The 20334-nt window shown below is 71.3% G+C and carries 20 protein-coding genes; 11 read left to right on the top strand and 9 right to left on the bottom strand.

Annotation, left to right across the window (positions count from 1 at the left end; all coding sequences use genetic code 11):
* The first annotated feature begins 4 nt into the window (after positions 1-4).
* Positions 5-685 (top strand): O-methyltransferase, encoded by a 681-nt coding sequence (locus OG718_RS37190; protein ID WP_143631543.1) that lies wholly within the window; start codon positions 5-7, stop codon positions 683-685.
* Positions 686-719: 34 nt separating this feature from the next.
* Here OG718_RS37190 and OG718_RS37185 read toward each other — a convergent pair whose 3' ends face one another.
* Positions 720-1118 carry a hypothetical protein gene (locus tag OG718_RS37185; RefSeq protein ID WP_143631546.1) on the bottom strand — a complete coding sequence of 133 codons (399 nt, stop codon included), beginning with the start codon at positions 1116-1118 and terminating at the stop codon, positions 720-722.
* A gap of 190 nt (positions 1119-1308) precedes the next feature.
* Between OG718_RS37185 and OG718_RS37180 the strand changes: the two genes are divergently transcribed.
* Entirely contained in the window at positions 1309-1713 is a 405-nt protein-coding gene (locus OG718_RS37180) for a J-domain-containing protein (protein WP_143631548.1), read from the top strand.
* A 195-nt stretch (positions 1714-1908) separates the two neighbouring features.
* On the opposite strand, the gene OG718_RS54465 is transcribed toward OG718_RS37180, so the two are convergent.
* Entirely contained in the window at positions 1909-2172 is a 264-nt protein-coding gene (locus tag OG718_RS54465) for a hypothetical protein (RefSeq protein WP_443055208.1), read from the bottom strand.
* Between the two features lie 557 nt (positions 2173-2729).
* Positions 2730-3443: a hypothetical protein gene (locus OG718_RS37170; protein ID WP_328846266.1), complete on the bottom strand. Its 714-nt coding sequence runs from the start codon at positions 3441-3443 to the stop codon at positions 2730-2732.
* Positions 3444-3632: 189 nt separating this feature from the next.
* Between OG718_RS37170 and OG718_RS37165 the strand changes: the two genes are divergently transcribed.
* Positions 3633-4262 carry a dihydrofolate reductase family protein gene (locus OG718_RS37165; RefSeq protein WP_328846265.1) on the top strand — a complete coding sequence of 210 codons (630 nt, stop codon included), beginning with the start codon at positions 3633-3635 and terminating at the stop codon, positions 4260-4262.
* Between the two features lie 54 nt (positions 4263-4316).
* Positions 4317-4838 carry a GNAT family N-acetyltransferase gene (locus OG718_RS37160; protein WP_328846264.1) on the top strand — a complete coding sequence of 174 codons (522 nt, stop codon included), beginning with the start codon at positions 4317-4319 and terminating at the stop codon, positions 4836-4838.
* 49 nt (positions 4839-4887) lie between these two features.
* Here the strand turns inward: OG718_RS37160 and OG718_RS37155 are convergent, their stop codons facing one another.
* Positions 4888-7005: an MDR family MFS transporter gene (locus OG718_RS37155; protein WP_306940314.1), complete on the bottom strand. Its 2118-nt coding sequence runs from the start codon at positions 7003-7005 to the stop codon at positions 4888-4890.
* 167 nt (positions 7006-7172) lie between these two features.
* Between OG718_RS37155 and OG718_RS37150 the strand changes: the two genes are divergently transcribed.
* Positions 7173-8342, top strand: coding sequence for a peptidoglycan-binding domain-containing protein (locus OG718_RS37150; RefSeq protein WP_328846263.1), 1170 nt, complete (start codon positions 7173-7175; stop codon positions 8340-8342).
* Positions 8343-8705: 363 nt separating this feature from the next.
* Here OG718_RS37150 and OG718_RS37145 read toward each other — a convergent pair whose 3' ends face one another.
* The gene (locus OG718_RS37145) at positions 8706-9374 is read right to left on the bottom strand and encodes an HAD family hydrolase (RefSeq protein ID WP_328846262.1); all 669 of its coding nucleotides are present in this window, start codon (positions 9372-9374) and stop codon (positions 8706-8708) included.
* Positions 9375-9716: 342 nt separating this feature from the next.
* On the opposite strand from OG718_RS37145, the gene OG718_RS37140 reads away from it, so the two are divergent.
* The 4 genes from OG718_RS37140 (at position 9717) to OG718_RS37125 (ending at position 15086) form a co-directional block, all read left to right on the top strand.
* Entirely contained in the window at positions 9717-10361 is a 645-nt protein-coding gene (locus OG718_RS37140) for an HNH endonuclease family protein (protein ID WP_143631570.1), read from the top strand.
* Positions 10362-10571: 210 nt separating this feature from the next.
* Complete coding sequence (locus tag OG718_RS37135) at positions 10572-12215, top strand: alkaline phosphatase D family protein (protein ID WP_328846261.1); 1644 nt, start codon at positions 10572-10574, stop codon at positions 12213-12215.
* Between the two features lie 263 nt (positions 12216-12478).
* Positions 12479-14548: an FAD/NAD(P)-binding protein gene (locus OG718_RS37130; RefSeq protein ID WP_443055368.1), complete on the top strand. Its 2070-nt coding sequence runs from the start codon at positions 12479-12481 to the stop codon at positions 14546-14548.
* An 88-nt stretch (positions 14549-14636) separates the two neighbouring features.
* Positions 14637-15086, top strand: a complete 450-nt coding sequence (locus tag OG718_RS37125) for a DoxX family protein (protein ID WP_143631575.1) — start codon at positions 14637-14639, stop codon at positions 15084-15086.
* Positions 15087-15271: 185 nt separating this feature from the next.
* On the opposite strand, the gene OG718_RS37120 is transcribed toward OG718_RS37125, so the two are convergent.
* The gene (locus OG718_RS37120) at positions 15272-15868 is read right to left on the bottom strand and encodes a superoxide dismutase family protein (RefSeq protein ID WP_328846260.1); all 597 of its coding nucleotides are present in this window, start codon (positions 15866-15868) and stop codon (positions 15272-15274) included.
* Positions 15869-16185: 317 nt separating this feature from the next.
* Between OG718_RS37120 and OG718_RS37115 the strand changes: the two genes are divergently transcribed.
* Entirely contained in the window at positions 16186-16926 is a 741-nt protein-coding gene (locus OG718_RS37115; protein ID WP_328846259.1) for a DedA family protein, read from the top strand.
* A 152-nt stretch (positions 16927-17078) separates the two neighbouring features.
* Here OG718_RS37115 and OG718_RS37110 read toward each other — a convergent pair whose 3' ends face one another.
* Positions 17079-17333, bottom strand: coding sequence for a DUF2277 domain-containing protein (locus tag OG718_RS37110; protein ID WP_143631582.1), 255 nt, complete (start codon positions 17331-17333; stop codon positions 17079-17081).
* A gap of 117 nt (positions 17334-17450) precedes the next feature.
* A complete protein-coding gene (locus OG718_RS37105; RefSeq protein WP_306940309.1) occupies positions 17451-17963 on the bottom strand; it encodes a GNAT family N-acetyltransferase in 513 nt (170 codons plus the stop codon).
* 163 nt (positions 17964-18126) lie between these two features.
* On the opposite strand from OG718_RS37105, the gene OG718_RS37100 reads away from it, so the two are divergent.
* Positions 18127-18498 (top strand): hypothetical protein, encoded by a 372-nt coding sequence (locus OG718_RS37100; RefSeq protein WP_143631588.1) that lies wholly within the window; start codon positions 18127-18129, stop codon positions 18496-18498.
* 36 nt (positions 18499-18534) lie between these two features.
* Here the strand turns inward: OG718_RS37100 and OG718_RS37095 are convergent, their stop codons facing one another.
* Entirely contained in the window at positions 18535-19932 is a 1398-nt protein-coding gene (locus tag OG718_RS37095) for a Tat pathway signal sequence domain protein (protein ID WP_143631591.1), read from the bottom strand.
* Between the last annotated feature and the right edge of the window lie 402 nt (positions 19933-20334).

The raw sequence follows: 20334 nt of genomic DNA, 5'->3' as shown, positions 1-20334 counted from the left end.
CCGTATGACCGAGCCGCAGCTCTGGCACGACGTGGACGACTACTTCACCGGTCTCCTCGCCCCGCCGGACGCCGCACTGACCGACGCGCTGAGCGACAGCGACGCCGCCGGACTGCCCCACATCAACGTCGCCCCGCCGCAGGGCAAACTGCTGCACCTCCTCGCCGTGATCCAGGGCGCGACCCGCATCCTGGAGATCGGCACGCTCGGCGGCTACAGCAGCATCTGGCTGGCCCGCGCCCTCCCGCAGGACGGCCGGCTGATCACGCTGGAGTACAGCGAACGACACGCCGAGGTGGCCCGCCGCAACCTCGCCCGGGCCGGCCTGGACAAGATCACCGAGGTCCGGGTGGGCCCGGCACTCGACTCCCTGGCGAAGCTGGCCGACGAGGGCGACGGGAACACGGCCCCCTTCGACCTGGTCTTCATCGACGCGGACAAGGTCAACAACCCGCGCTACGTGGAGTGGGCCCTCAAGCTCACCCGCCCCGGCAGCCTGATCATCCTCGACAACGTCGTCCGCGAGGGCGCCGTCACCGACGCCACCAGCGACGACCCGAGCGTGCGGGGCACCCGCGAGGCCCTCGACCTGTTCGCCACGCATCCGAAGCTGACCGCCACGGCGATCCAGACGGTGGGCTCGAAGGGGTACGACGGGTTCGCGCTGGCGCGCGTACTGCCGTAGCCCCTCCGGTGCTTCTGCGAGCCGCCTTCAGGGGTCAGACCTCGTGGTAGAAGCCCACGTTGACGCTGCGGGGCCCCGTGCGGTCGTAGATGATCAGTTCGCCGGAACCTCCGAGGGGCAGCTTCGCCGTCCCGCCGTACGGCAGGATCTGCGGGGCTGCCCCGCCGACCAGTGTGAACCGCACCTCGGACGAGGGCTCGTCGTGCGAGCCCCGCAGCCAGGTCACCTGCCAGCTCCCCTCGGGCCCGCACAGGAACTCCAGGTGCACCCGCGAGACGAACAGCCAGTCGTCGGGCGTCGCGAGGCGGCACACGCCCCGGTCCCGCCCCACCCGCAGCACGGCACCCGGCTCGCTCGGAGCGTCGGCCATCTGCATACCGGCCGTCGCGCCGGCTTCCGTACCGGACACCGTGGCCATGGTGAGTTCGAGCACGTGTGCTCCTTCGTTCCCGCGCGTTCCCGCGTTCCAATTGTCCCGCGCCAGGACGCGGTTGACGCCCCGGCGAGGTGTCGCCGCCGAATGATAATTCGCCAGGCCCCACACCGTCCGGCGCAGTCCCACACCGCTCGAAGCGGTCCCGCACCGCTCGGCGCGGTCGTACACCGTCCGGCACAATGGACGCATGACCGAGCGCAAGCCTCCTGGTGTCAGCTTCGAGTCCTGGGTCGACAAGCAGATCCGCGACGCGGAAGCCCGTGGGGAGTTCGCCGATCTCCCCGGTATGGGCAAGCCGCTGACGAGCGGTCCCGAGACGTCGTACGACGAACTGTGGTGGATCAAGCAGAAGATGATCCGCGAGGGCCTGACCGTACTGCCGCCGACGCTGGCCCTCCGCAAGGAGGCCGAGGACGCCCTTGAGGCGGTAGCCAAGGCCCCGTCGGAGCAGGCGGTGCGGCGGATCGTCACGGAGATCAACAAGAAGATCCGCGAGATGATGTTCAAGCCGCCGCCGGGCCCGCCGCTGGGCCTCAAGCCGTACGACGTCGAGGAGATCGTCCGCGAGTGGCAGGAGCGGCGCGCCGGCTGAGGCCCCGCCGAACTACTCCTCGTCGAGACCGCGCCGCCCTCTCGGGGCACGGGTGAGGCCCTGCCCCGGCACATGGCCCGGGGCAGGGCCTCGCTGCGCAAGATGCCTACGGTGTACGGGAGTTCGCGAGGGTACGTGGGTTCGCGAGGGTACGTGGGTTCGCGAAGGCACGTACGTTCACGGAGGCATGTGGGTTCAGAGCCGCAGCAGCCGTTCCGCCAGTTCCCGGTAGTCCCGTAGGACCAGCCGCAGTTGTTCGGTGTCGGCCTTGTCCTCGCCGGTGGTCTGCCAGGACGTACGGAGTGTGCGGCGGCGCTCGGTGACGGCGTCGGTGAAGCGTGCCGCGACCTCCTGGAGGACCTTGTCGGCCTCCTCGACCGAGCCGCGCGGGCCGTCGATGAAGCCGGCCACCGCGTGCTGGAGTTGGAGGGTCCACTTGTCGCCCGCGTCCGGGGACATCAGGCGTCCGCCGACTCGGGTGCCTCCGGCGGTTTCGGGGGTCGCCCTGCCGTGAGTGCCAGGGGCAGGCGTGCCTTCAGGAGCCGTGGAACCTCCCGCCGTGGTCATGTGCCGGTCGTCGTGGGCCGGTCGCGCAGTTCCCCGCGCCCCTGACGGGGCGGGTGTGCCTGAGCCGGTGCCGGGAGCGAGGACCCCTCCGGAGGTGGCGGACCTTCCGGGCGCCTCGGCCCGGTCGATGGCCTCGGTCCGACCGGGTGTCCCGGTCCGGCCGGCAGCCTCTGTACGGCCAAGTGTCCCGGTCCGGCCGGCAGCCTCGGCCCGGTCAGGTGTCCCTGTCCGGTCGGGTGTCTCGGTCGGCCCGGCGCTCTCGGCCCGGTCGGATGCCCCGGTCCGGTCGGCGGATATCCGCCGGTCCGGGGACGTCCGCCGGTCGGAGGACGTCGGCCGGTCGGGAGCACCGGTCCGGTCAGGTGCCTCGGTCCGGTCGGCAGGCGTCGGCCTGTCGTCGCGCCGTTCCGCCGGGGGCCCGGCCGTCGTGTTGTCGTCCGGCATGACTCTCAACTCCCCTTCACATGGCGCCTGTTGAGTGCCCACGGCGCGTGCAGCCGGCCGCGGGAGTTGTTGTCGGTTCGGGTGGTCTCGGGGGCTTCGTCGGTCTTCTCCCGGGGCTCGCTCTTCCCCCGGGACAGCGCCTTCTGCTCCCCGCGGACCGGGGCCGTCAGGTCCTGGAAGAGCGCGCGGGCCTCGACGAGGGCCTCGCGCAGTTCCTCCGTACCGGCCGCCGCCCCGCCCGCGCCGGAGCCGGCGGTGGGTGCGTGCGCGGCCCGGTGGACGCGCCGGAAGCCGTGGACGTGGTGCGCGTGGTGCACGGAGAGCGCGTCGAGCTGCTCGTCGTAACTGCCGCCGTCCGGGAATCCGCGGGCGCCGGCCACCTCGGCGATGAGCCGGTCCGCCTCGACGACGGCGTCGCGCGGCGAGTCGACGAACTGCTCCTGCACGGCGGTCCAGCGGACCATGTACCGCTCCCGCGCCGAGGGCTCCAGCGGCTGCTCGCGCAGCGATCCGTGCCGCTTCACCCGCTCTTCGAGTTCGTGCTCGGCGGCCTTGGAGTCGCCGTCGTGCCGGGCGACGGCCCGGTCGTACTCGGGCCCGAAGCGCCGCTTCAGACCTCGCCCGCCGCCCGCCCCGCGGGCCGCCACGGACCGGGCGACCACGGCGGCCACGAGAGCCACCGCGACCACGATCAGAAGGATGATCACGCCTGTGGACATGGAATGCCTTCCGGGTTCTGGGCCCAGTGGGCCGCTTCCCCAGCCGGGTTGCCCGCGCAGCGCTCCCCAAACAGCGCTCGCGACATCCGTGCGGCAGCGTGTCGATTACGGCGTCCCTCGTTCGACGCATGGGTGAGAGCACGAGTGAGGGGCGGCACAGGGGCGCCTCCTGATACCGAGGAGAACATCATGAGCAAGGTCGTCGCACGGATCGGCATGTCGCTCGACGGATACATCACCGGCCCCGACGCAGGGGCCGAGCACCCGCTCGGCATAGGCGGCGAACGTCTGCACCGCTGGGTGTACGGACTGCGCGCGTTCCGCGAGATGCAGGGGCAGAAGGGCGGGACGGAGGGCCGGGACAACGACGTGGTGGCCGAGTGGGTCGCCCGGTCGGGCGCGGTGGTCATGGGCCACGGCATGTTCGTCAGCGGCGAGGTGCCCTGGGGCGACGAGCCGCCGTTCCACCTGCCGGTGTACGTCGTCACCCACCACCTCCGCGAGACCGTGGTGAAGGAGGGCGGCACGAGCTACCACTTCGTCACCGAGGGCCCCGAGCACGCCCTCGCCCTGGCCCGTGAGGCCGCGGGCGACAAGGACGTCTCCCTGGCGGGCGGCGCGAACCTGATCCAGCAGTTCATCCGCGCCGGCCTCCTCGACGAACTCCTCCTCCACGTCGTCCCGGTCCTCACCTGCGCCGGCACCCGGCTCTTCGACAACCTGGGCACGGACCACATCGAGTGGGAGAAGGCCGACGTCGTCGACTCCCCCGAGGTCACCCACATCCACCTGCGGGCCCTCAAGCAGGCCACCGGGTGAGCCGGCGGTAATTCGCTTGCGGACGGCCTACGGGTCCTCGTGACAATGCCCGCCATGAAGACACGTACGCCCGGTGAGCCGGCGCCCTGGACCGTCGCCCCCGAGCCCTTCGACTCGCCGGCCGCGGTCGCCCTCTGGCGGGCGTACTACACGGAGGTCAGCGACCGCTGGTACCGGCTGCACCGCGGGCACGACACCGACCCCGCCGAGCTGAAACGCGAGATCGCCGCCGACACCGGAGCCGAATTCACCCCGCCCGGCGGGGTGTTGCTCGTCGCGCGGCACGACGGCGAGGCGGCGGGCATGGCGGGCGTACGGCTCCGCGACGCGACGACGGGCGAACTCAAGCGTGTCTTCGTACGCGGGGATCTGCGGGGCAAGGGCGGCGGTGCCGTCCTCCTCGGGGCTGCCGAGGCGGCGGCCCGGGCACTCGGGGCCGGGCGGCTGGTCCTCGACACCCGGGGCGACCTGGTGGAGGCGCGGGCGCTGTACGCCCGGCACGGCTACGCGGAGACCGAGGCGTACAACGACGGCCTGTACGCCGAGCACTGGTTCGCCAAGAGGCTCACCGCCTGAGCCGCCCGCCCATCATGGCTCGCGCGTCATCCGCCGGGGAGCCCCGGGTTCACTTCGTGAGCCACACCCTGCCGGTCGGCTTCGGCACGGTTCCGTTGTGGGGGCGTTCCTGGTTGGAGCCGCACATCTCGGCGTTGAGTTCCTCGACGAGGCTGACCAGGTCGGTGGGGCGGTCCGGGCCCCACCAGTCGCCCAGGAGCTCGGCGAGGGACTCCTCGCGGGCCTTGGACAGCTTCTCGGCCGCCTCGCGGCCCTGGTCGGTCAGGACGAGGTCGAGGCCCTCCCGTACGGCGAGCCGCCGTTCCTCGACCTGGCGGGCGGCCGCGATGACGACGTGCAGGGGCACCGCGCTGCGCTCGGCGAGGACGGCCGGCTCGGCCCAGCCGTAGCGCCTGATCCGCAGCAGGAGCCAGCTCGTGGCGGGCAGCAGGTCGTACCCGGCGCGGGCGGTGATCTTCTTGTAGATCTCGCGCCGCCCCTCACGGGTGCCGAGCACGGACAGCGCGCGGCACACCTCGTCGTACGAGGAGCGCTCCACGGGGTTGCTGGCCAGTGTCTGGGTGGCGTCGGGTGCCGTCACCGAGGCGCGCAGCCTGTCCTCGCGCAGGAACCAGGCGAGCGCGAAGCCGGCGAGGGCGACCGGGGCCGCGTACAGGAAGACGTCCGTGATGGACGTGGAGTACGCCTCGACGACGGGCGGCCGGAGTGCGGCCGGGAGGTCGGAGATGATCTTCGGGTCGGACTTCAGCGCGTCCACACCGAGGCTCGGCGGGAGGTCCTGCCCCCGGAGCGCGGAGGTCAGTTCGCTGCCCAGCCGGCTCGCGAAGACCGTGCCGAAGATGGCGACGCCGAACGAGGCACCGATGGAGCGGAAGAACGTGGCGCCGGAGGTGGCGACGCCGAGGTCCTCGTACGAGACGGCGTTCTGCACGATCAGCACGAGGACCTGCATGACCAGGCCGAGCCCCAGGCCGAACACGAGGAGGTACGAGCTCATCTCGGCCGCGGAGCTGTTCTCGTCGAGCTGGTGCAGGAGCAGCAGACCGAGCGCGGTGACGCCCGTACCGGCGATGGGAAACACCTTCCAGCGGCCCGTGCGGCTGACGATCTGGCCGGAGACGGTCGAGGAGACGAGCAGCCCGGCCACCATCGGCAGCATGTGCACGCCCGACATGGTGGGCGAGATCCCGTGGACGACCTGGAGGAAGGTCGGGAGGTACGTCATCGCGCCGAACATCGCGAAGCCGACGATGAAGCTGATCGCGGCGGCGAGGGTGAAGGTGCGGATCCGGAACAGCTTCAGGGGCAGTACGGGTTCGGCGGCCCGCTGTTCGACGGCCACGAAGGCCACGGCCAGGACGGCACCCAGCACGGCGAGGCCGACGATCTGCGCCGAGCCCCAGGCCCAGGTGCTGCCGCCGAGCGAGGCGACGAGGACCAGGCAGGTGGCGACGGCCGCGATGAGGAACGTACCGAGGTAGTCGATCGTGTGTTTCTGGGCGCGGACCGGGATGCGCAGGACGGTCGCGATGACGGCGAGCGCGACGATCCCGACGGGGAGGTTGATGTAGAAGACCCAGCGCCAGCTCAGGTGCTGGGTGAACAGCCCGCCGAGCAGCGGGCCGAGGACACTGCTCGCGCCGAAGACCGCGCCGAACAGGCCCTGGTACTTGCCCCGTTCGCGGGGCGAGACGATGTCGCCGACGATCGCCATCGACAGCACGATGAGCCCGCCGCCGCCGAGGCCCTGGAGGGCGCGGAAGGCGATCAGCTGGGGCATGTTCTGCGCCATACCGCACAGCGCGGAGCCGATCAGGAAGATCACGATGGCGGTCTGGAACAGTTTCTTGCGTCCGTACTGGTCACCGAGCTTGCCCCAGAGCGGGGTGGCGGCCGTGGAGGCGAGGAGATACGCGGTGACGACCCACGACAGGTGATCGAGACCACCCAGGTCGCTGACGATGGTCGGCAGCGCGGTCGACACGATCGTCTGGTCGAGCGCGGCCAGCAGCAGTCCGAGGAGCAGGGCCCCGATCGAGACGAGGACGCCGCCCTTCGGATGCTCCTGACCGGCGCCTGCACCGCGCGAATGATCCCGGGTGTGGCGGGCCGCCTTCGGTGTGTTCGTGCCGCTCGTGTCGTTCGCACCGTGCGCATCCTCGGCCATGAAGACCTCCCGGCCGCGAGAGTCCCGTTTCCTCTCCCATCCTGGTCCGTGTGACCGGTTATGGCCTGTTGAATGCGCTACGGAGTCCGGGATTCCGGGGGTAACCGGGAGATTGTGTGGAGGGGGTCTGCATAATCGCTGGAGTTCGTACGGGGAGGAACCCACACGTGAACGACCGGAACGGTCACATATGCCCGGAATGCGGAGCGCCCTGGGCGTCGGAGGGCTCCCCCACGTGCGACTGCGCCCGGCGGGCCGCGGACGCCCTGCTGGAGACCCGCTCCGCGGAGGCCGCAGCGGCGGAGGACTTCGACCCCCTGCGCATCCGCCCCTACGTGGACCTGGACCCGGCGACACCTGGAGCGACGGACTCGACAGGCTCCGCCCCTCCGGAGCCGCCCGGCAGCCCAACGGGCGCCCCTGCGGCTGACGGCACCGACCACGGACACGGATTCGGCGACGAGCCCGGACCCGGGTACGGGTATGGGTACGGGCATGAGCACGCGCTTGGGCACGAGTTTGGGCACAGCGCGCCACCCGAGCCGCCCACGAGCGCGACACCCGAGGCACAGGCCACCGGCCGGCCCGCCGACCTGTCCACCGACCCGGCCGCCACGGCTCAACTGCCCCGCGCGACGGCACTGCCCCGTTCCCCCGCCCCCGACACGAGCCTCTTCGAGGCGCGTCGGCCGGACCCCGCCCCCGGCTTCCCCGAGGACCCCGCCGCGGACCCCACGGAGAACACCGGCCGACGCCGCCGCTTCGCACTCGTCGGCGCCGGCGCCACCGCGGCAGTGGTCGCGGCCGCCGGGTTCGCGAGCGGACTGTTCTCGTACGACGCGCCGTCGCGGGAGAGCGCGGCCCCGGACGACATACGCGCGAGCGTGCCGGACGCGACCCTGGACGAGCCGTCGCCGTCGGACTCCGAGTCGCCCACACGGTCGCCGTCGGCGTCACCGACCGAGTCGAGCAGCGCGAGCCCCACACCGTCACCGACGCGGTCGCCCGCCTCGCCGACGCCGCCCCGCCCGACCTCCACGTCCCGCGCCCCGTCGACAGGCGCCCCCACCCCCACGACCAGCCGGCCCTCCATCCCGCCGGAGAAGGCCGAGGCCGTGACACTGCGCCCCGGCGACGAGGGCCCCGAGGTCACCGAACTCCAGCAACGCCTCCAGCAGGTGGCCCTCTTCGCGGGCAACCCCAACGGCGACTACGACAACCGAACCGAAACCGCAGTCCGCAACTACCAACTCACCCGAGGCATCGACAACGAGGACACAGGCACCTACGACAAAGAAACCCGAACCCGCCTGGAATCAGAAACACAAGAGCCGTAAACCACGGCCACCCCTGACCCCCAACAGGGCTGGCACCCCGGGCGACCGCCAACGGGGCTGGACCCCAGGCTTTCAGGGGCGCGGGGAACTGCGCACCCAGCCCCCACGCAGCCGCACCAAACGTCACGCCTCACCCCCCTCAGGGGCGCGAGGAACTGCGCGACAAGCCCCCACCCACCCGCAGACAACATCACTCCTCAGCCCCCCTCAGGGGCGCGGGGAACTGCGCGACAAGCCCCCACCGGCGCGCACCAAACACCAAACCCCAGCCAATTCAGGGGCGCGGGGAACGGCGCAACCAGCCCAAGCCGCCCCGCACCCAACACCACCCCCAGCCACTCCCCCACACACCCGACCCCAGGGTCACCCCACCCGAAGCCGAACCACCCCACCCCCCAAACCCTCAACCCGCACCTGCCGAAGATCCCGCACCACAACATCCGGCCGATGAAACCCGGCCCGGGGCCCAACCCCGACCACCCGCATCCCCGCGGAGCGCCCCGCCGAGATCCCCGCCCCAGAGTCCTCGAACACCACACACTCCTCAGGCGCAACCCCCAACTCGGCCGCCCCCTTCAAAAACCCCTCGGGATCCGGCTTGCTCGCCCCCACGGACTCGGCCGTGACCCGAACCTCCGGCAGCGAAAGCCCCGCCGCCCCCATCCGCGCGGCCGACAGCGCCACATCCGCGGACGTCACGAGCGCATGCGCCACCACCCCCCGCAACGAGGCCAGAAACTCCGCGGCCCCCGGAATCGCCACGACCCCGTCCATGTCCGCCGTCTCCTCGGCGAGCATCCGCGCGTTGTCGGCGTAGTTCTGCTCCATGGGCCGGCCGGGCAGCAGCACGGCCATCGACGCGTACCCCTGCCGCCCGTGGACGACCTTCATGGCCTCGTCCCCGTCGAGCCCGTGCCGGTCGGCCCAGCGGCGCCACACGCGCTCGACGACGGCGTCCGAGTTGACGAGGGTGCCGTCCATGTCCAGCAGCAGGGCACGGGCGGTCAGCACGGTCGAGGCCGTCATCGGCATGCTCCAAAGCGCGGAAGAGGGTCCCGTGCGGGGCCAGGGCCAGTCCATGACCCCCGGGGGGGGACAAGGCGGCCCCGCCCGCCGGTCAGGGAGTGCGGGCGGGAGCCACTTTGTTCCTCCACGGTACAAAACAAAGACCCGATCCCGCTACCACCCCAGAGGCCCCATTCCGCACGAACCCACAACAAGGCGGCCGACGGAAACCCGAAAGTCCCGCGCCACCTCTTGTTGTGTCATGCCCACGTCATTAACTTCTCACCTGACGCACATCTCCCGGAAACCGGCCACCGCGAGCATTCAGTCGCTCGCAGGTCAACTTCCCCCCACCCCAAGGGAGTTCGCATGCCGAAGATCTACGCGCGTCGACGGCTGAGTCTAGTGGCCGCCTTCGCCGGATTGATAGCCATGGTCGGGCTTTTCAACGGCCCGACCGCCTCCGCCGCGCTGCCCACCCCGGTCAGCGCCGCCACCGCCCGCACCTACCTCGCCTCGCTCACCGTGGCGACCGAGGACCGCACCGGCTACGACCGCGATCTCTTCCCGCACTGGATCACCATCAGCGGCACGTGCAACACCCGTGAGACGGTCCTGAAGCGCGACGGCACGAACGTCGTCACCAGCTCCGCCTGCGCGGCCACCAGCGGCAGCTGGTACTCCGTCTACGACGGCGCGACCTGGACCGCCGCCTCCGACCTCGACATCGACCACCTCGTCCCGCTGGCCGAGGCCTGGGACTCCGGCGCCGACAGCTGGACCACCTCCCAGCGCCAGGCCTTCGCCAACGACCTCACCCGCCCGCAGCTCATCGCCGTCACGGACAACGTGAACCAGTCGAAGAGCGACCAGGACCCGGCCGAGTGGATGCCGTCGCGCACCGCCTACGCCTGCACCTACGTACGCGCCTGGGTCCAGGTGAAGTACTACTACGACCTCTCCGTCGACTCGGCGGAGAAGAGCAAGCTCAGCTCCGTCCTCAGCGGCTGCTGATCACCAACTGATCCACAGCCGATCACCAACCGGCCGACGGACGACCGGCAGCCGACGGGCAGCCGACCGGCGGAAAAAGGCAGCAGATCGCCAGCTGACGGACAACTGACGGGCACCCGATCGGCAACTGATCAACTGCACCATGCACGGAACCTCCCCGCTCACCTCCGTCGTTCCGTACCGTACGGGGCGACGGAGGAGAGTGATCGCGTGGCGGGTCTGCGCCTGGGTCCACTGCTGAGGTACGTCGACGGCTCGTCCGCGACCGTCTGGGTCGAGGCGAGCCGCCCGTGCAACGCCGAGGTGCGCTGCCCGGACGGCGCGGGCGGTGAGTCCCGCACCTTCCAGATCGCGGGCCATCACTACGCCCTGGTCCCGGTCACCGGACTGACCCCGGGCACGGCGTCCTCGTACGAGGTACTGCTCGACGGGGCACAGGTCTGGCCGCTCCCCGACTCCCGCTTCCCGCCCTCCGTCATCCACACCCCGGTGGACGACCACGAGACCGTACGGGTCGCCTTCGGCTCCTGCCGCTGGGCCACGCCGGCCGCCGACGAGAAGGACCCCGGAGGCCCGGACGCCCTGGACACCCTCGCCGCCCGCATCGCCGCGAACCCGGACGGCGAACGCCCGGACGTCCTCCTGCTGCTGGGCGACCAGGTGTACGCGGACGAGGTCTCGGACGCCACCCGCCGCTGGCTGGAGGCCCGCCGCGGGCTGAACGAACCGCCGGGCGCCGAGGTCGCGGACTACGAGGAGTACACGCACCTCTACTACGAATCGTGGCTCGACCCCGAGATCCGCTGGCTGCTCTCCACCGTGCCCAGCTGCATGATCTTCGACGACCACGACGTCATCGACGACTGGAACACCAGCGAGGCCTGGGTCGCCGACATGCGGGCCACGCCCTGGTGGCGCGAGCGGATCCTGAGCGGCCTGATGTCGTACTGGGTCCACCAGCACCTCGGCAACCTCCCGCCAGAGCTCCTCGCCGAGGACCCCCTGTACGAAGCGGTCCGCGCCACTCCCGACGGCACGGACGCCCTGCGGACCTTCGCCGCGCGGGCCGACACCGACCCGGCCTCGGTCCGCTGGAGCTACCGCCGCGACTTCGGCCGCACCCGGCTCCTGATGGTCGACTCCCGCGCGGCCCGCGTCCTCGACGAGAAGAACCGCTCGATGCTCGACCCGGCCCAGGAGTCATGGCTGCGCGAGCAGGTGCTGGAGGAGCCGGGTTCGTACGACCATCTCCTCATCGGCACCTCCCTGCCCTGGCTGCTCCCCAACCTCGTGCACGACGCGGAGGGGTGGAACGCCGCGCTGTGCCGGGGCGAGCGCGGCGAGCGCTGGGCCCGTTTCGGGGAAAAACTGCGGCGGGCGGCGGACCTGGAGCACTGGGCGGCGTTCCCGTCGTCGTTCGACGCACTGGCGGAGCTGATCGCCGAGGCCGGCTCGGGACCGCAGGCACCGGCGACGGTGTGCGTGCTGTCCGGGGACGTGCACCACGCGTACATCGCCGAGCCGGTCTGGCGGGAGGGGCTGCAAGGACCCGACGCGCGGGTGCTCCAGCTGACCTGCTCCCCCGTGCACAACTCCATCCCGCTCTCGATAAGGCTCGGCTTCCGTTTCGGCTGGAGCGGGGTCGGCCGCGCGATCGGCCGCCGCTTCGCCCGGCACGGCAGACTCGGGCGCCCACCCGTCGACTGGCGGAAAACCGGCGGTCCTTGGTTCGGCAACCAGCTCATGACACTGACCCTGCGCGGCCGTTCGGCACGCCTGCGGCTCGACCAGGCGCGGGAGGAACGGGGCGGAGAAGCCCGCCTGCGGACGATCGTCGAATCCGAACTCAGCTGACACACGGACACGGAGAGTCACAACTCCCCCACGCGCAGGCGCTCTTCGCGCGACCCGCGACGGGGGACACTCACGGCGCCCGGCCGCCTCCCGCAATTCCCCGATTGCATACGTTTATTGCCCACGTTGCGTACGTTGCCCAAGTGCTGTCGCGTTGCCCGTGATGCACACGCTTGTTGCCCGTGGGGCTCGTGACGCATCCCACAACCGGCCCGGTCGAACCGTTCCAGGGCTCGGTTCCCGCGGCGCGCGACGGCATGATGATGCGGACCGTCCGCTTCCGGCGGACGGTGTGCTCTGCCCAGCGCCCCACCTGTCCGGGAGTCACACCTTTGTCTGCAGCGACCGCGGAGCCGACGGACCCGGCACGGACCACGGAACCAACGGGGACCACGGAACCGGCGGAGACCGCGAACTCCGGGAGAGGCCGGGCCGCGTCCGTCGCGCTGGTCGGCGCAGGCCCCCGCGGCACCAGCGTCCTGGAACGCCTCTGCGCCTCCGCGCCCGAGCTCCTCTCTCCCGGCACCCGCCTGACGGTCCATGTCGTCGACCCGTCGCCGCCGGGCCCCGGCAGGGTCTGGCGCACCGCCCAGCCGGCCGAGCTGCTGATGAACACCGTGGCCTCACAGGTCACCCTCTTCACCGACGAGAGCGTGGACTGCTCGGGCCCGATACGCCCCGGCCCGAGCCTGCACACGTGGGCCGACGGCGTACTGGGCCCGGACGACTATCCGACCCGCGCCCAGTACGGGCAGTACCTGGAGTGGGTCTTCGCCGAGGTGGTCCGCGGGGCACCGCCCGCGCTGCGGGTCCTGACACACCGGGCGCGCGCGACCCGCCTCGACGAGACGGCCGACGGCCACCAGACCCTCGCACTCGACAACGGCCGCACCCTCCCGGACCTGTCCGCGGTGGTCCTGGCCCAGGGGCACCTGCCGGCCGTGGCGGACCGGGCACAGCAGCGCCTGGCCGCGTACGCCGACCGCCACGGCCTGCGTCATGTCCCGCCCGCCAACCCGGCGGACCTCGACCTCTCCTCCGTCGCCCCCGGCGAGACCGTCCTCCTGCGGGGTCTCGGCCTCAACTTCTTCGACCACATGGCGCTGTTGACGACGGCCCGCGGCGGCCGTTTCCGGCACACCCCGGACGGCCTGCGCTACCTCCCCTCGGGCCGGGAGCCGCGCCTGCGGGCGGGCTCCCGCCGCGGCATCCCGTACCAGGCCCGCGGCGACAACGCGAAGGGCCCGTACGGGCGTCACGTGCCCCTCGTCCTCACCCCGGACGTCATCTCCCGCTTCCGCAAGCGCGCGGACTCGGGCGACGCACCGGACTTCCTCACGGAGATATGGCCGTTGGTGGCGAAGGAGGTCGAAACCGTCTACTACGAAGGGGTGTTGGGGCCTGACACCGCCCTGACACGCGGCTTCCGTGACCGCTTCCTCGCCGTTCCCCACCGTGATCCCCAAGAGGCCCCGATCCTGGACGAGTTCGGGATCGCGGAGGCCGACCGGTGGTCCTGGGACCGGATTTCACGGCCGTACGGCGGTCGGGTCTTCGCCGGTCCGGGCGACTTCAGGGAGTGGCTGCTGGACCACCTCCGCGAGGACGCCGCACAGGCCGCGCTCGGCAACGTCGAGGGTCCCCTCAAGGCGGCTCTCGACGTACTGCGCGACCTGCGCAACGAGTTGCGGCAGATCGTCGACCACGGCGGGCTCGGCGGAGCCTCGCGCCGGGAGCACCTGGACCGCTGGTACACCCCGCTCAACGCGTTCCTCTCGATCGGCCCGCCCAGGCGCCGTATCGAGGAGATGACCGCGCTGATCGAGGCGGGCGTCCTGGAGGTGCTGGGCCCGCGGCTGGAGGTGCGGGCCGAGGGCGGGGCCTGGGTGGCGCACTCCCCCGACGTGCCCGGCTCGACCGTGACGGCGACGACACTCGTCGAGGCACGCCTGCCCGAGCCGGACCTCCGCCGGACGGCCGACGAACTCCTCGCCCGGCTCCTCAAGACGGGCCAGTGCCGTCCGCACACGGTGGACGGTTACGAAACCGGAGGACTGGACGTAACACAGCGCCCCTACCGTCTGATCGACCGTCAGGGACGCCCGCACCCAAGGCGGTTCGCGATCGGAGTGCCTACGGAGGGTGTGCACTGGGTGACCGCCGCCGGAGCCCGGCCCGGTGTGGACTCGGTCACTCTGTCGGACGCCGACGCGGTGGCGCGGGCGGTTCTGCGGACGGCCGCGGACCAGGCGGGACAAGGGCGCGAGACGGATCCGGAACCCACAGCACGCGCAAAAGCTTGGCCAAAAGTTGAACTTGCAAGCATTGATTAGGCCGACCTAACGTGGAGCACTCACTCGGTTCCGTCCCCTACACCGGCCCCTTCCCGGGACCGGATTCAGACCGAAGGAGTTCCCCCACATGACCGGACGCCTCAACAGCGCCCAGCCGTACGCCATCGGCCTGTTCCGCATAGTCATCGGCCTGCTCTTCGCCTGCCACGGCGCCGTCTCGCTCCTCGGCGTCCTCGGCGGCATGGACGGCAAGGGCGCCACTGTCGAGACCGGCGCCTGGCCCAACTGGTACGCGGCCGTCATCGAGCTCGTCGGCGGCACCCTGGTCCTGCTCGGCCTCGGCACCCGCATCGCGGCGTTCATCGCGTCGGGCGCGATGGCCTACGCGTACTTCAAGGTCCACCAGCCCGAGCACCTGTGGCCGATCAGGAACAACGGCGAGGGCGCGGCCATGTACTCCTGGTCGATGCTCCTGCTGGTCTTCACCGGTTCGGGCGCGTTCGGCCTCGACCGGTTCTTCGCGGGCCGCTCGTCCTCGTCCACCGAGAAGCGCTCCTCGGAGCCGATCGCGGCCTGACACCCCGCCACCTGTACGACCGGCGCCTGCCCCTGCCGACCGGGGGCGGGCGCCGTCGTCATGACCACGGTTCGCATCGGGGTGCGCGTGCCGTCGTCCGGCGAGGGCCCGCGCCCCTCAGGGGGCGGGGAACCGCGCGACCAGCCGCGACGCGCCCGCAGACGAACACCGGGTCAGCAGACCACTCACCTCCAGCCGAACGGCACCGTGAAGCAGGCCAACCGCACGCCCGAGCCACCCTGTTCACCGTGCAGCACAACGGACGCGGCCTCACCGAACCGGAAGTTCCAGTCGTGCCGCGCACTCGCCGCACCCGCCCCACGCGAGTCCGCCGTGAAGTCGAGCCAGACCTCGTTGCCGGGGTTCACGTCGGCGGGGTCCGTGGACGGCCGGTGCTGGTAGTGCCCGCCCGCGGCGGCCGGATCGGCGCCGCACGGCTTCCGGTGCACATGCGCGCCGTACTCGTGCCCCGCCTTCAGTCCGGTCACCCGCAGCTTCACCGTCGTGGCGCCGCGCTCCGCACTGCGCTGGCCCACCTCGATCCACGAGCCGGCGGGCACGAGCCTCATGTCGTACGTGACGGCCGCCGACGGGACGAAGGCGCCGGGCGGGGCGAAACGGGCGTCGGTCCGCATCGAGTAGCCGTGCTTGCCGCCGGTGCCGCCGCCCGCCTCGACCGTGCCGCCGTCGCCGGCCGCACCGTAGGCACCACCCGCACCGTAGGCACCACCCGCACCGGTCGCGAGCGCGGCAGACGCCAACGCCAGGACGACGAGCCCCACCGCTCCCGCTCTTCCTGTCCGACCCGTTCGCCTTGTCCGCCCTGTTCGTACTGCCGCTGTTCCTGACGCCATCGCCGGTTCCGCTCCTCACACCGTTGGTCACCCCTTTCCGTTGGTACGGGACGCGGCGTCGGGCCGCCCGCCGGGAAGCGGCAGCCGGGTGAACATGATGTGGCGAACGCACGTGCCCCCTGTGGATCTCCTGTCGGACCCGAGGCGTACGCTGTATGGCTGTCACAGGCCGCTCCTGCCGCTCCCCCGCGACATCGCGGTCACGGCACGGTTCGGGCCTACGGGGGAGACACAGGGGAGTACGGGTGCTTGAGAGTGTGGGGTCGCTGTCCGGCAGCCCTTGGATCTACAGCCAATGGATCTATGCCGTGGTGGCTCTGTCGGTCCTGTTAGACGTCTTTCTGCCGGTACTGCCGAGCGGCGTCCTCGTCATCACGGCGGCGACGGCGGCCGCGGCCGGTACCGGCGCGGCGGCCGTGCACGTGCCGGACATCCCGACCGCGCACGTGCCGGACCTCCTCGCGCTGACCCTCTGCGCCGCGACGGCCTCGGTCCTCGGCGACCTGGTGGCGTACCGGCTGGCCTGGCGCGGCGGGGAGCGCCTGGACCGCGCCATCGCCCGCTCCCGCCGCCTGAGAGGTGCGCAGGAACGTCTCGGCGCGGCCCTCGCACGCGGCGGCGGCGCCCTGGTCGTCCTGGCCCGCTTCGCGCCCGCCGGCCGCTCGGTCGTCTCGCTCGGCGCGGGCGCCGCGCACCGCCGCGTACGTGAATTCCTGCCGTGGTCGATCCTCGCGGGGCTCGCCTGGGCCGCGTACAGCGTCGCCCTCGGCTACTTCGGCGGCCAGTGGCTGGGCGCGACCTGGCTCGCCACCGGCGTCTCGCTTGTGGCGCTGTTCGGGGCGGGCGCGGGGGCGGCGTTCCTGATGCGACGGCCGTCACCGGCACCTGTGCCCGTGTCGGTACCGGCGCAGGTGCAGGTGCAGGTGCCGGTGGAGGTACACCTGCCGGTGCAGGTACAGGTGCCGGAGGCGGGCCCGGGAGCCTGAGGCGTACGCGGCCTGGGCGGGCGCGCCCTCGGGTGGGCGCGCCGCCGACTGGCCGCACCGCTGGCCGGCCGCACCAGCGGCTGAGTGCACCAGCGGCTGGGTACACCGGTAGCTGCACGCGTCTCGGACGGTCCTCGTTCGGCGGGCGCCGGTCAGCCGGCCTGGCGGCTGCTGTCGGCCTGGCTGCCGGTGGCCCTCTGCCCTCGTATCTCCAGGCCGTCCAGCAGCTCGGCCGTCGCCTCGGCGATCGCGTCGACCGCGCGGTCGAAGACCTCGCGGTTGTGCGCGGCCGGGGCACGGAAGCCGGAGACCTTGCGGACGTACTGGAGGGCGGCGGCGCGGATGTCCTCGTCCGTGGCCTCTTCGGGCAGGACGGGCGGTCGGAGAGTCTTGATGCTGCGGCACATACGTCCAGTCTCGCGCGCGGCACTGACATCGCGCCCTGGGAACGGCGGCGCCCCCACGGATCGCCGACGCCTCTCCACGGATCGCGGAGGAAACAACCAGGGGCTTCGGGCCCCGCGTCAGCCTTCGCCGAGGTCCGCCCGCCAGTCGTTCGACGTGATCCAGTGGCCCTTCGGGTACTCGAACTCGGCCGTGCCGAGCAGTTCGAATCCGGCGCTGCGGCAGACCGCGTTCGATGCGAGGTGGTCCACGCTCGGAAACGCGTGAAGGTACCGGTGCTCTCCGGCCGCCCTCGCCTCTTCGACGACCGCGCGGGCCGCCGCCGCGGCGAACCCGCGCCCCTGGAACTCGGGCAGGACCCCCCATCCGGTCTCCCACACCGTCCCGCCCCGCCACTCCCGCTCCCAGAAGCCGATCGAGCCCACGGTGTCACCGGTGTCCGCCGACGTGACCCGGTACATGCGCCCCGGCCCCAGGCCGATGTAACGCCGGTGCCGGTCGATGAGCTTCTCCTCGGTCTCCGGACCGCCCAAGTGCTCCATCATCTCGGGGCTGTTGGCCCTCTGCAGAAGCCAGAAGTCGCCTTCCGCCCATGCATGCAGTCTCACCTGCGATGTCTCTGCGCTGTCCATGGTGGCCACCCTAGGACGGGGGTCCGACATCGCCAGGGGGCCGACAACGCCAGGGGGCCCGACAGGGTGCCGTGGCCGTGGCGTCGGCCGCCGCCGCGACACATTCGCGTGAAGTCCCCCAAGGAACTCGCATCCCAAAATCGAACAGGCGTAGCATTGTCGCGTGGCTACGACCTATGACTTCCCGAGTGACCTCCTGGCCGGTCAGGAGGAGCTGCATCAGGTCCGGGCCGAGCTTCTGGCCCTCCTGAAGCGGCTCCCCTGGTCGGTCGAGCCCCTGGACGGATTCAGCGACGACCACGGCTGGCGCAAGGTGGAGCGCCCCGCCTCCCCCGGCTGGACGGCCGACGAACAGGCCGAGGTGGAGAAACTCCGCGAGCGTGAGCGCGAACTCACGGTCTTCGTGACCTGCCACCGCTTCTGGGCGGAGGTCGCGGCCGCGGAGAAGGTCGACGCCCGGATGACGCTCAAGCACGTACGGGAGACGGAGGCACGCGGACGGGAGGCAGAGCCGGAGGGCCGCTCCGCCCCCTGAGACCGCGACCGGGTTCTACCGTTCACGGTTCATGGTTCATGCCCGTAGCGGATTGGTGCGCGTGGCCGCCAGCAGGTACCACGCGGTCGCCCCGGCGTGACGGTACGGGTAGTAGCCGAAGCCGAACCCGGTGTCGAGCGGGCTGCTCGCCGAGACGACACCGGAACGCTCTGGAAGCGCACGGCCGCCGACGGTCTGCCCGGCGCCGAGCAGATCCTGAGCCCGCTCGATGGAGGTGAGCAGCCGACGGGCACTCGCCTCGTCACCACGCCCGTTCCGGTCCCGCAGAGCGAGCGCGAGATGAGCGGTCCCCTCGAACCACACACCGTTGCGGTCGGGCTTGGGCTGGAACTCGGCGATCGGGGCGTCCTCGTTCGCCACCAGACTGGCGGAGCTGAAGGTGACCCCTTCGTACGTCTGCCCCGCGGGCACCGTGCTGTTCCGCCGGTCGGCGTGGTCGAGCACGGCCAGCTCGGCCGCCGCCCAGTCCAACGCCCGTGAGTACGAGCGGGAGTACGAATGGGACTCCGACCGGGAGCCGAGGGCGAGATGGGTCCAGGTCTGGGTGTCCTCGGGGATCGGGGACTTGTTGACCGTCACCCCGTCATTGGTGCCGGTGTAGAAGAAGCCCCCGGCCGGCTCCCACATCTTCTTGACGAAGGCCTCGGCCCGCGCGCGCCGCTCCCGCCACACCCGGTCGCCCGTGAGCAGAGCGAGCCGTCCGAACAGACAGACCAGATCGGTGTTGTGCTCGGTGGAGGTGAAGGGCAACTTCTCGTTGGCCCCGTTGACCCCGAACTTGTAGCCCCCGAGCGGTTCGTCGGTGCGCCCGATCCGCTCGATCCACGCGCCGATCCGCACGGCACCGTCGAGAAAACGGCGGGCCCCGGTCCGCCGGGCGAGGGCACTCAGCGCGATAGCCGCCCAGGCCATGTCACCCACGGCCGTACCCGTGAACCCGAACTGCGTACCCACGTTGGCGGTGCCGTCGGCCCGCACGAAGCCGTCCGGCTGCAGCGACCCGTCGAAAAAGGTGTACGGCCCGACGTTGTAGGCCTGCCGCAACCTGCCGTCGTCGTACACCGGGTCATGTTCCTGGGCGTAGAGCAACGCATCACCGAGCACCACGGCCCTGGCCCGCCCGTCGGCGGTACGGGTCGCCAAATGCGCCAGGACGGCCAGAGCGTTGTCATACGTGAACGCCGTGCTGAAGAGCCCCGCCTGATCGCTGTAACTCTGCGTCAGACGAACACTCCCATGATCCGGATAACCATCCATCGCAGCAGCCAGAAAGCCGTGCCCACGCCGCTGAGCGGAACTCCCGGCGGCGTGCGCCACCCCGGAGCCGGCTCCGGCGAACACCGCGGCACCGACACCGACTCCGGCACCAATGAGCGAACGACGACTGAACACCGGACCGCGCCTGCCGACCATGACTCTCCCTGGGAACGTACGGGGCGAATATACGGACGAGATTACGGGCGAACGCACGAGGCACATCCACCTTGAGAGCGCTCTCAATAGCGCGCGCTCATTGTGCTGACACACGGGGCCGGGGTCAACGCCCCTGCCACAGGAGCCTGTTGAGACAGGGGCACACACTGCAGCTACTTGGGGCGACCGGGACCTGACCCTTGAGGACGTCCCGCTCGACGCCGTCGACGCGAAGCGGAGTAGTCAGCGAGCCCTCGTACTGGCACTGGCACTGGCTACTTGTCGCGCCCATCCGGCAGGAACGCCGTAGCTCTCGCACGCCAGGGATCACCTGCCGCGGCCCAGAACCATTGGCTCCAATGCCTGAACGCGGCTGCTGAGTTCCTGGGGTCTTGTAGCCAC

This window comes from Streptomyces sp. NBC_00258, from assembly GCF_036182465.1.
Lineage (GTDB): Bacteria > Actinomycetota > Actinomycetes > Streptomycetales > Streptomycetaceae > Streptomyces.
Note: the sequence above shows the minus strand (reverse complement) of the source record. Positions and strands in the feature narration are given on the sequence as shown.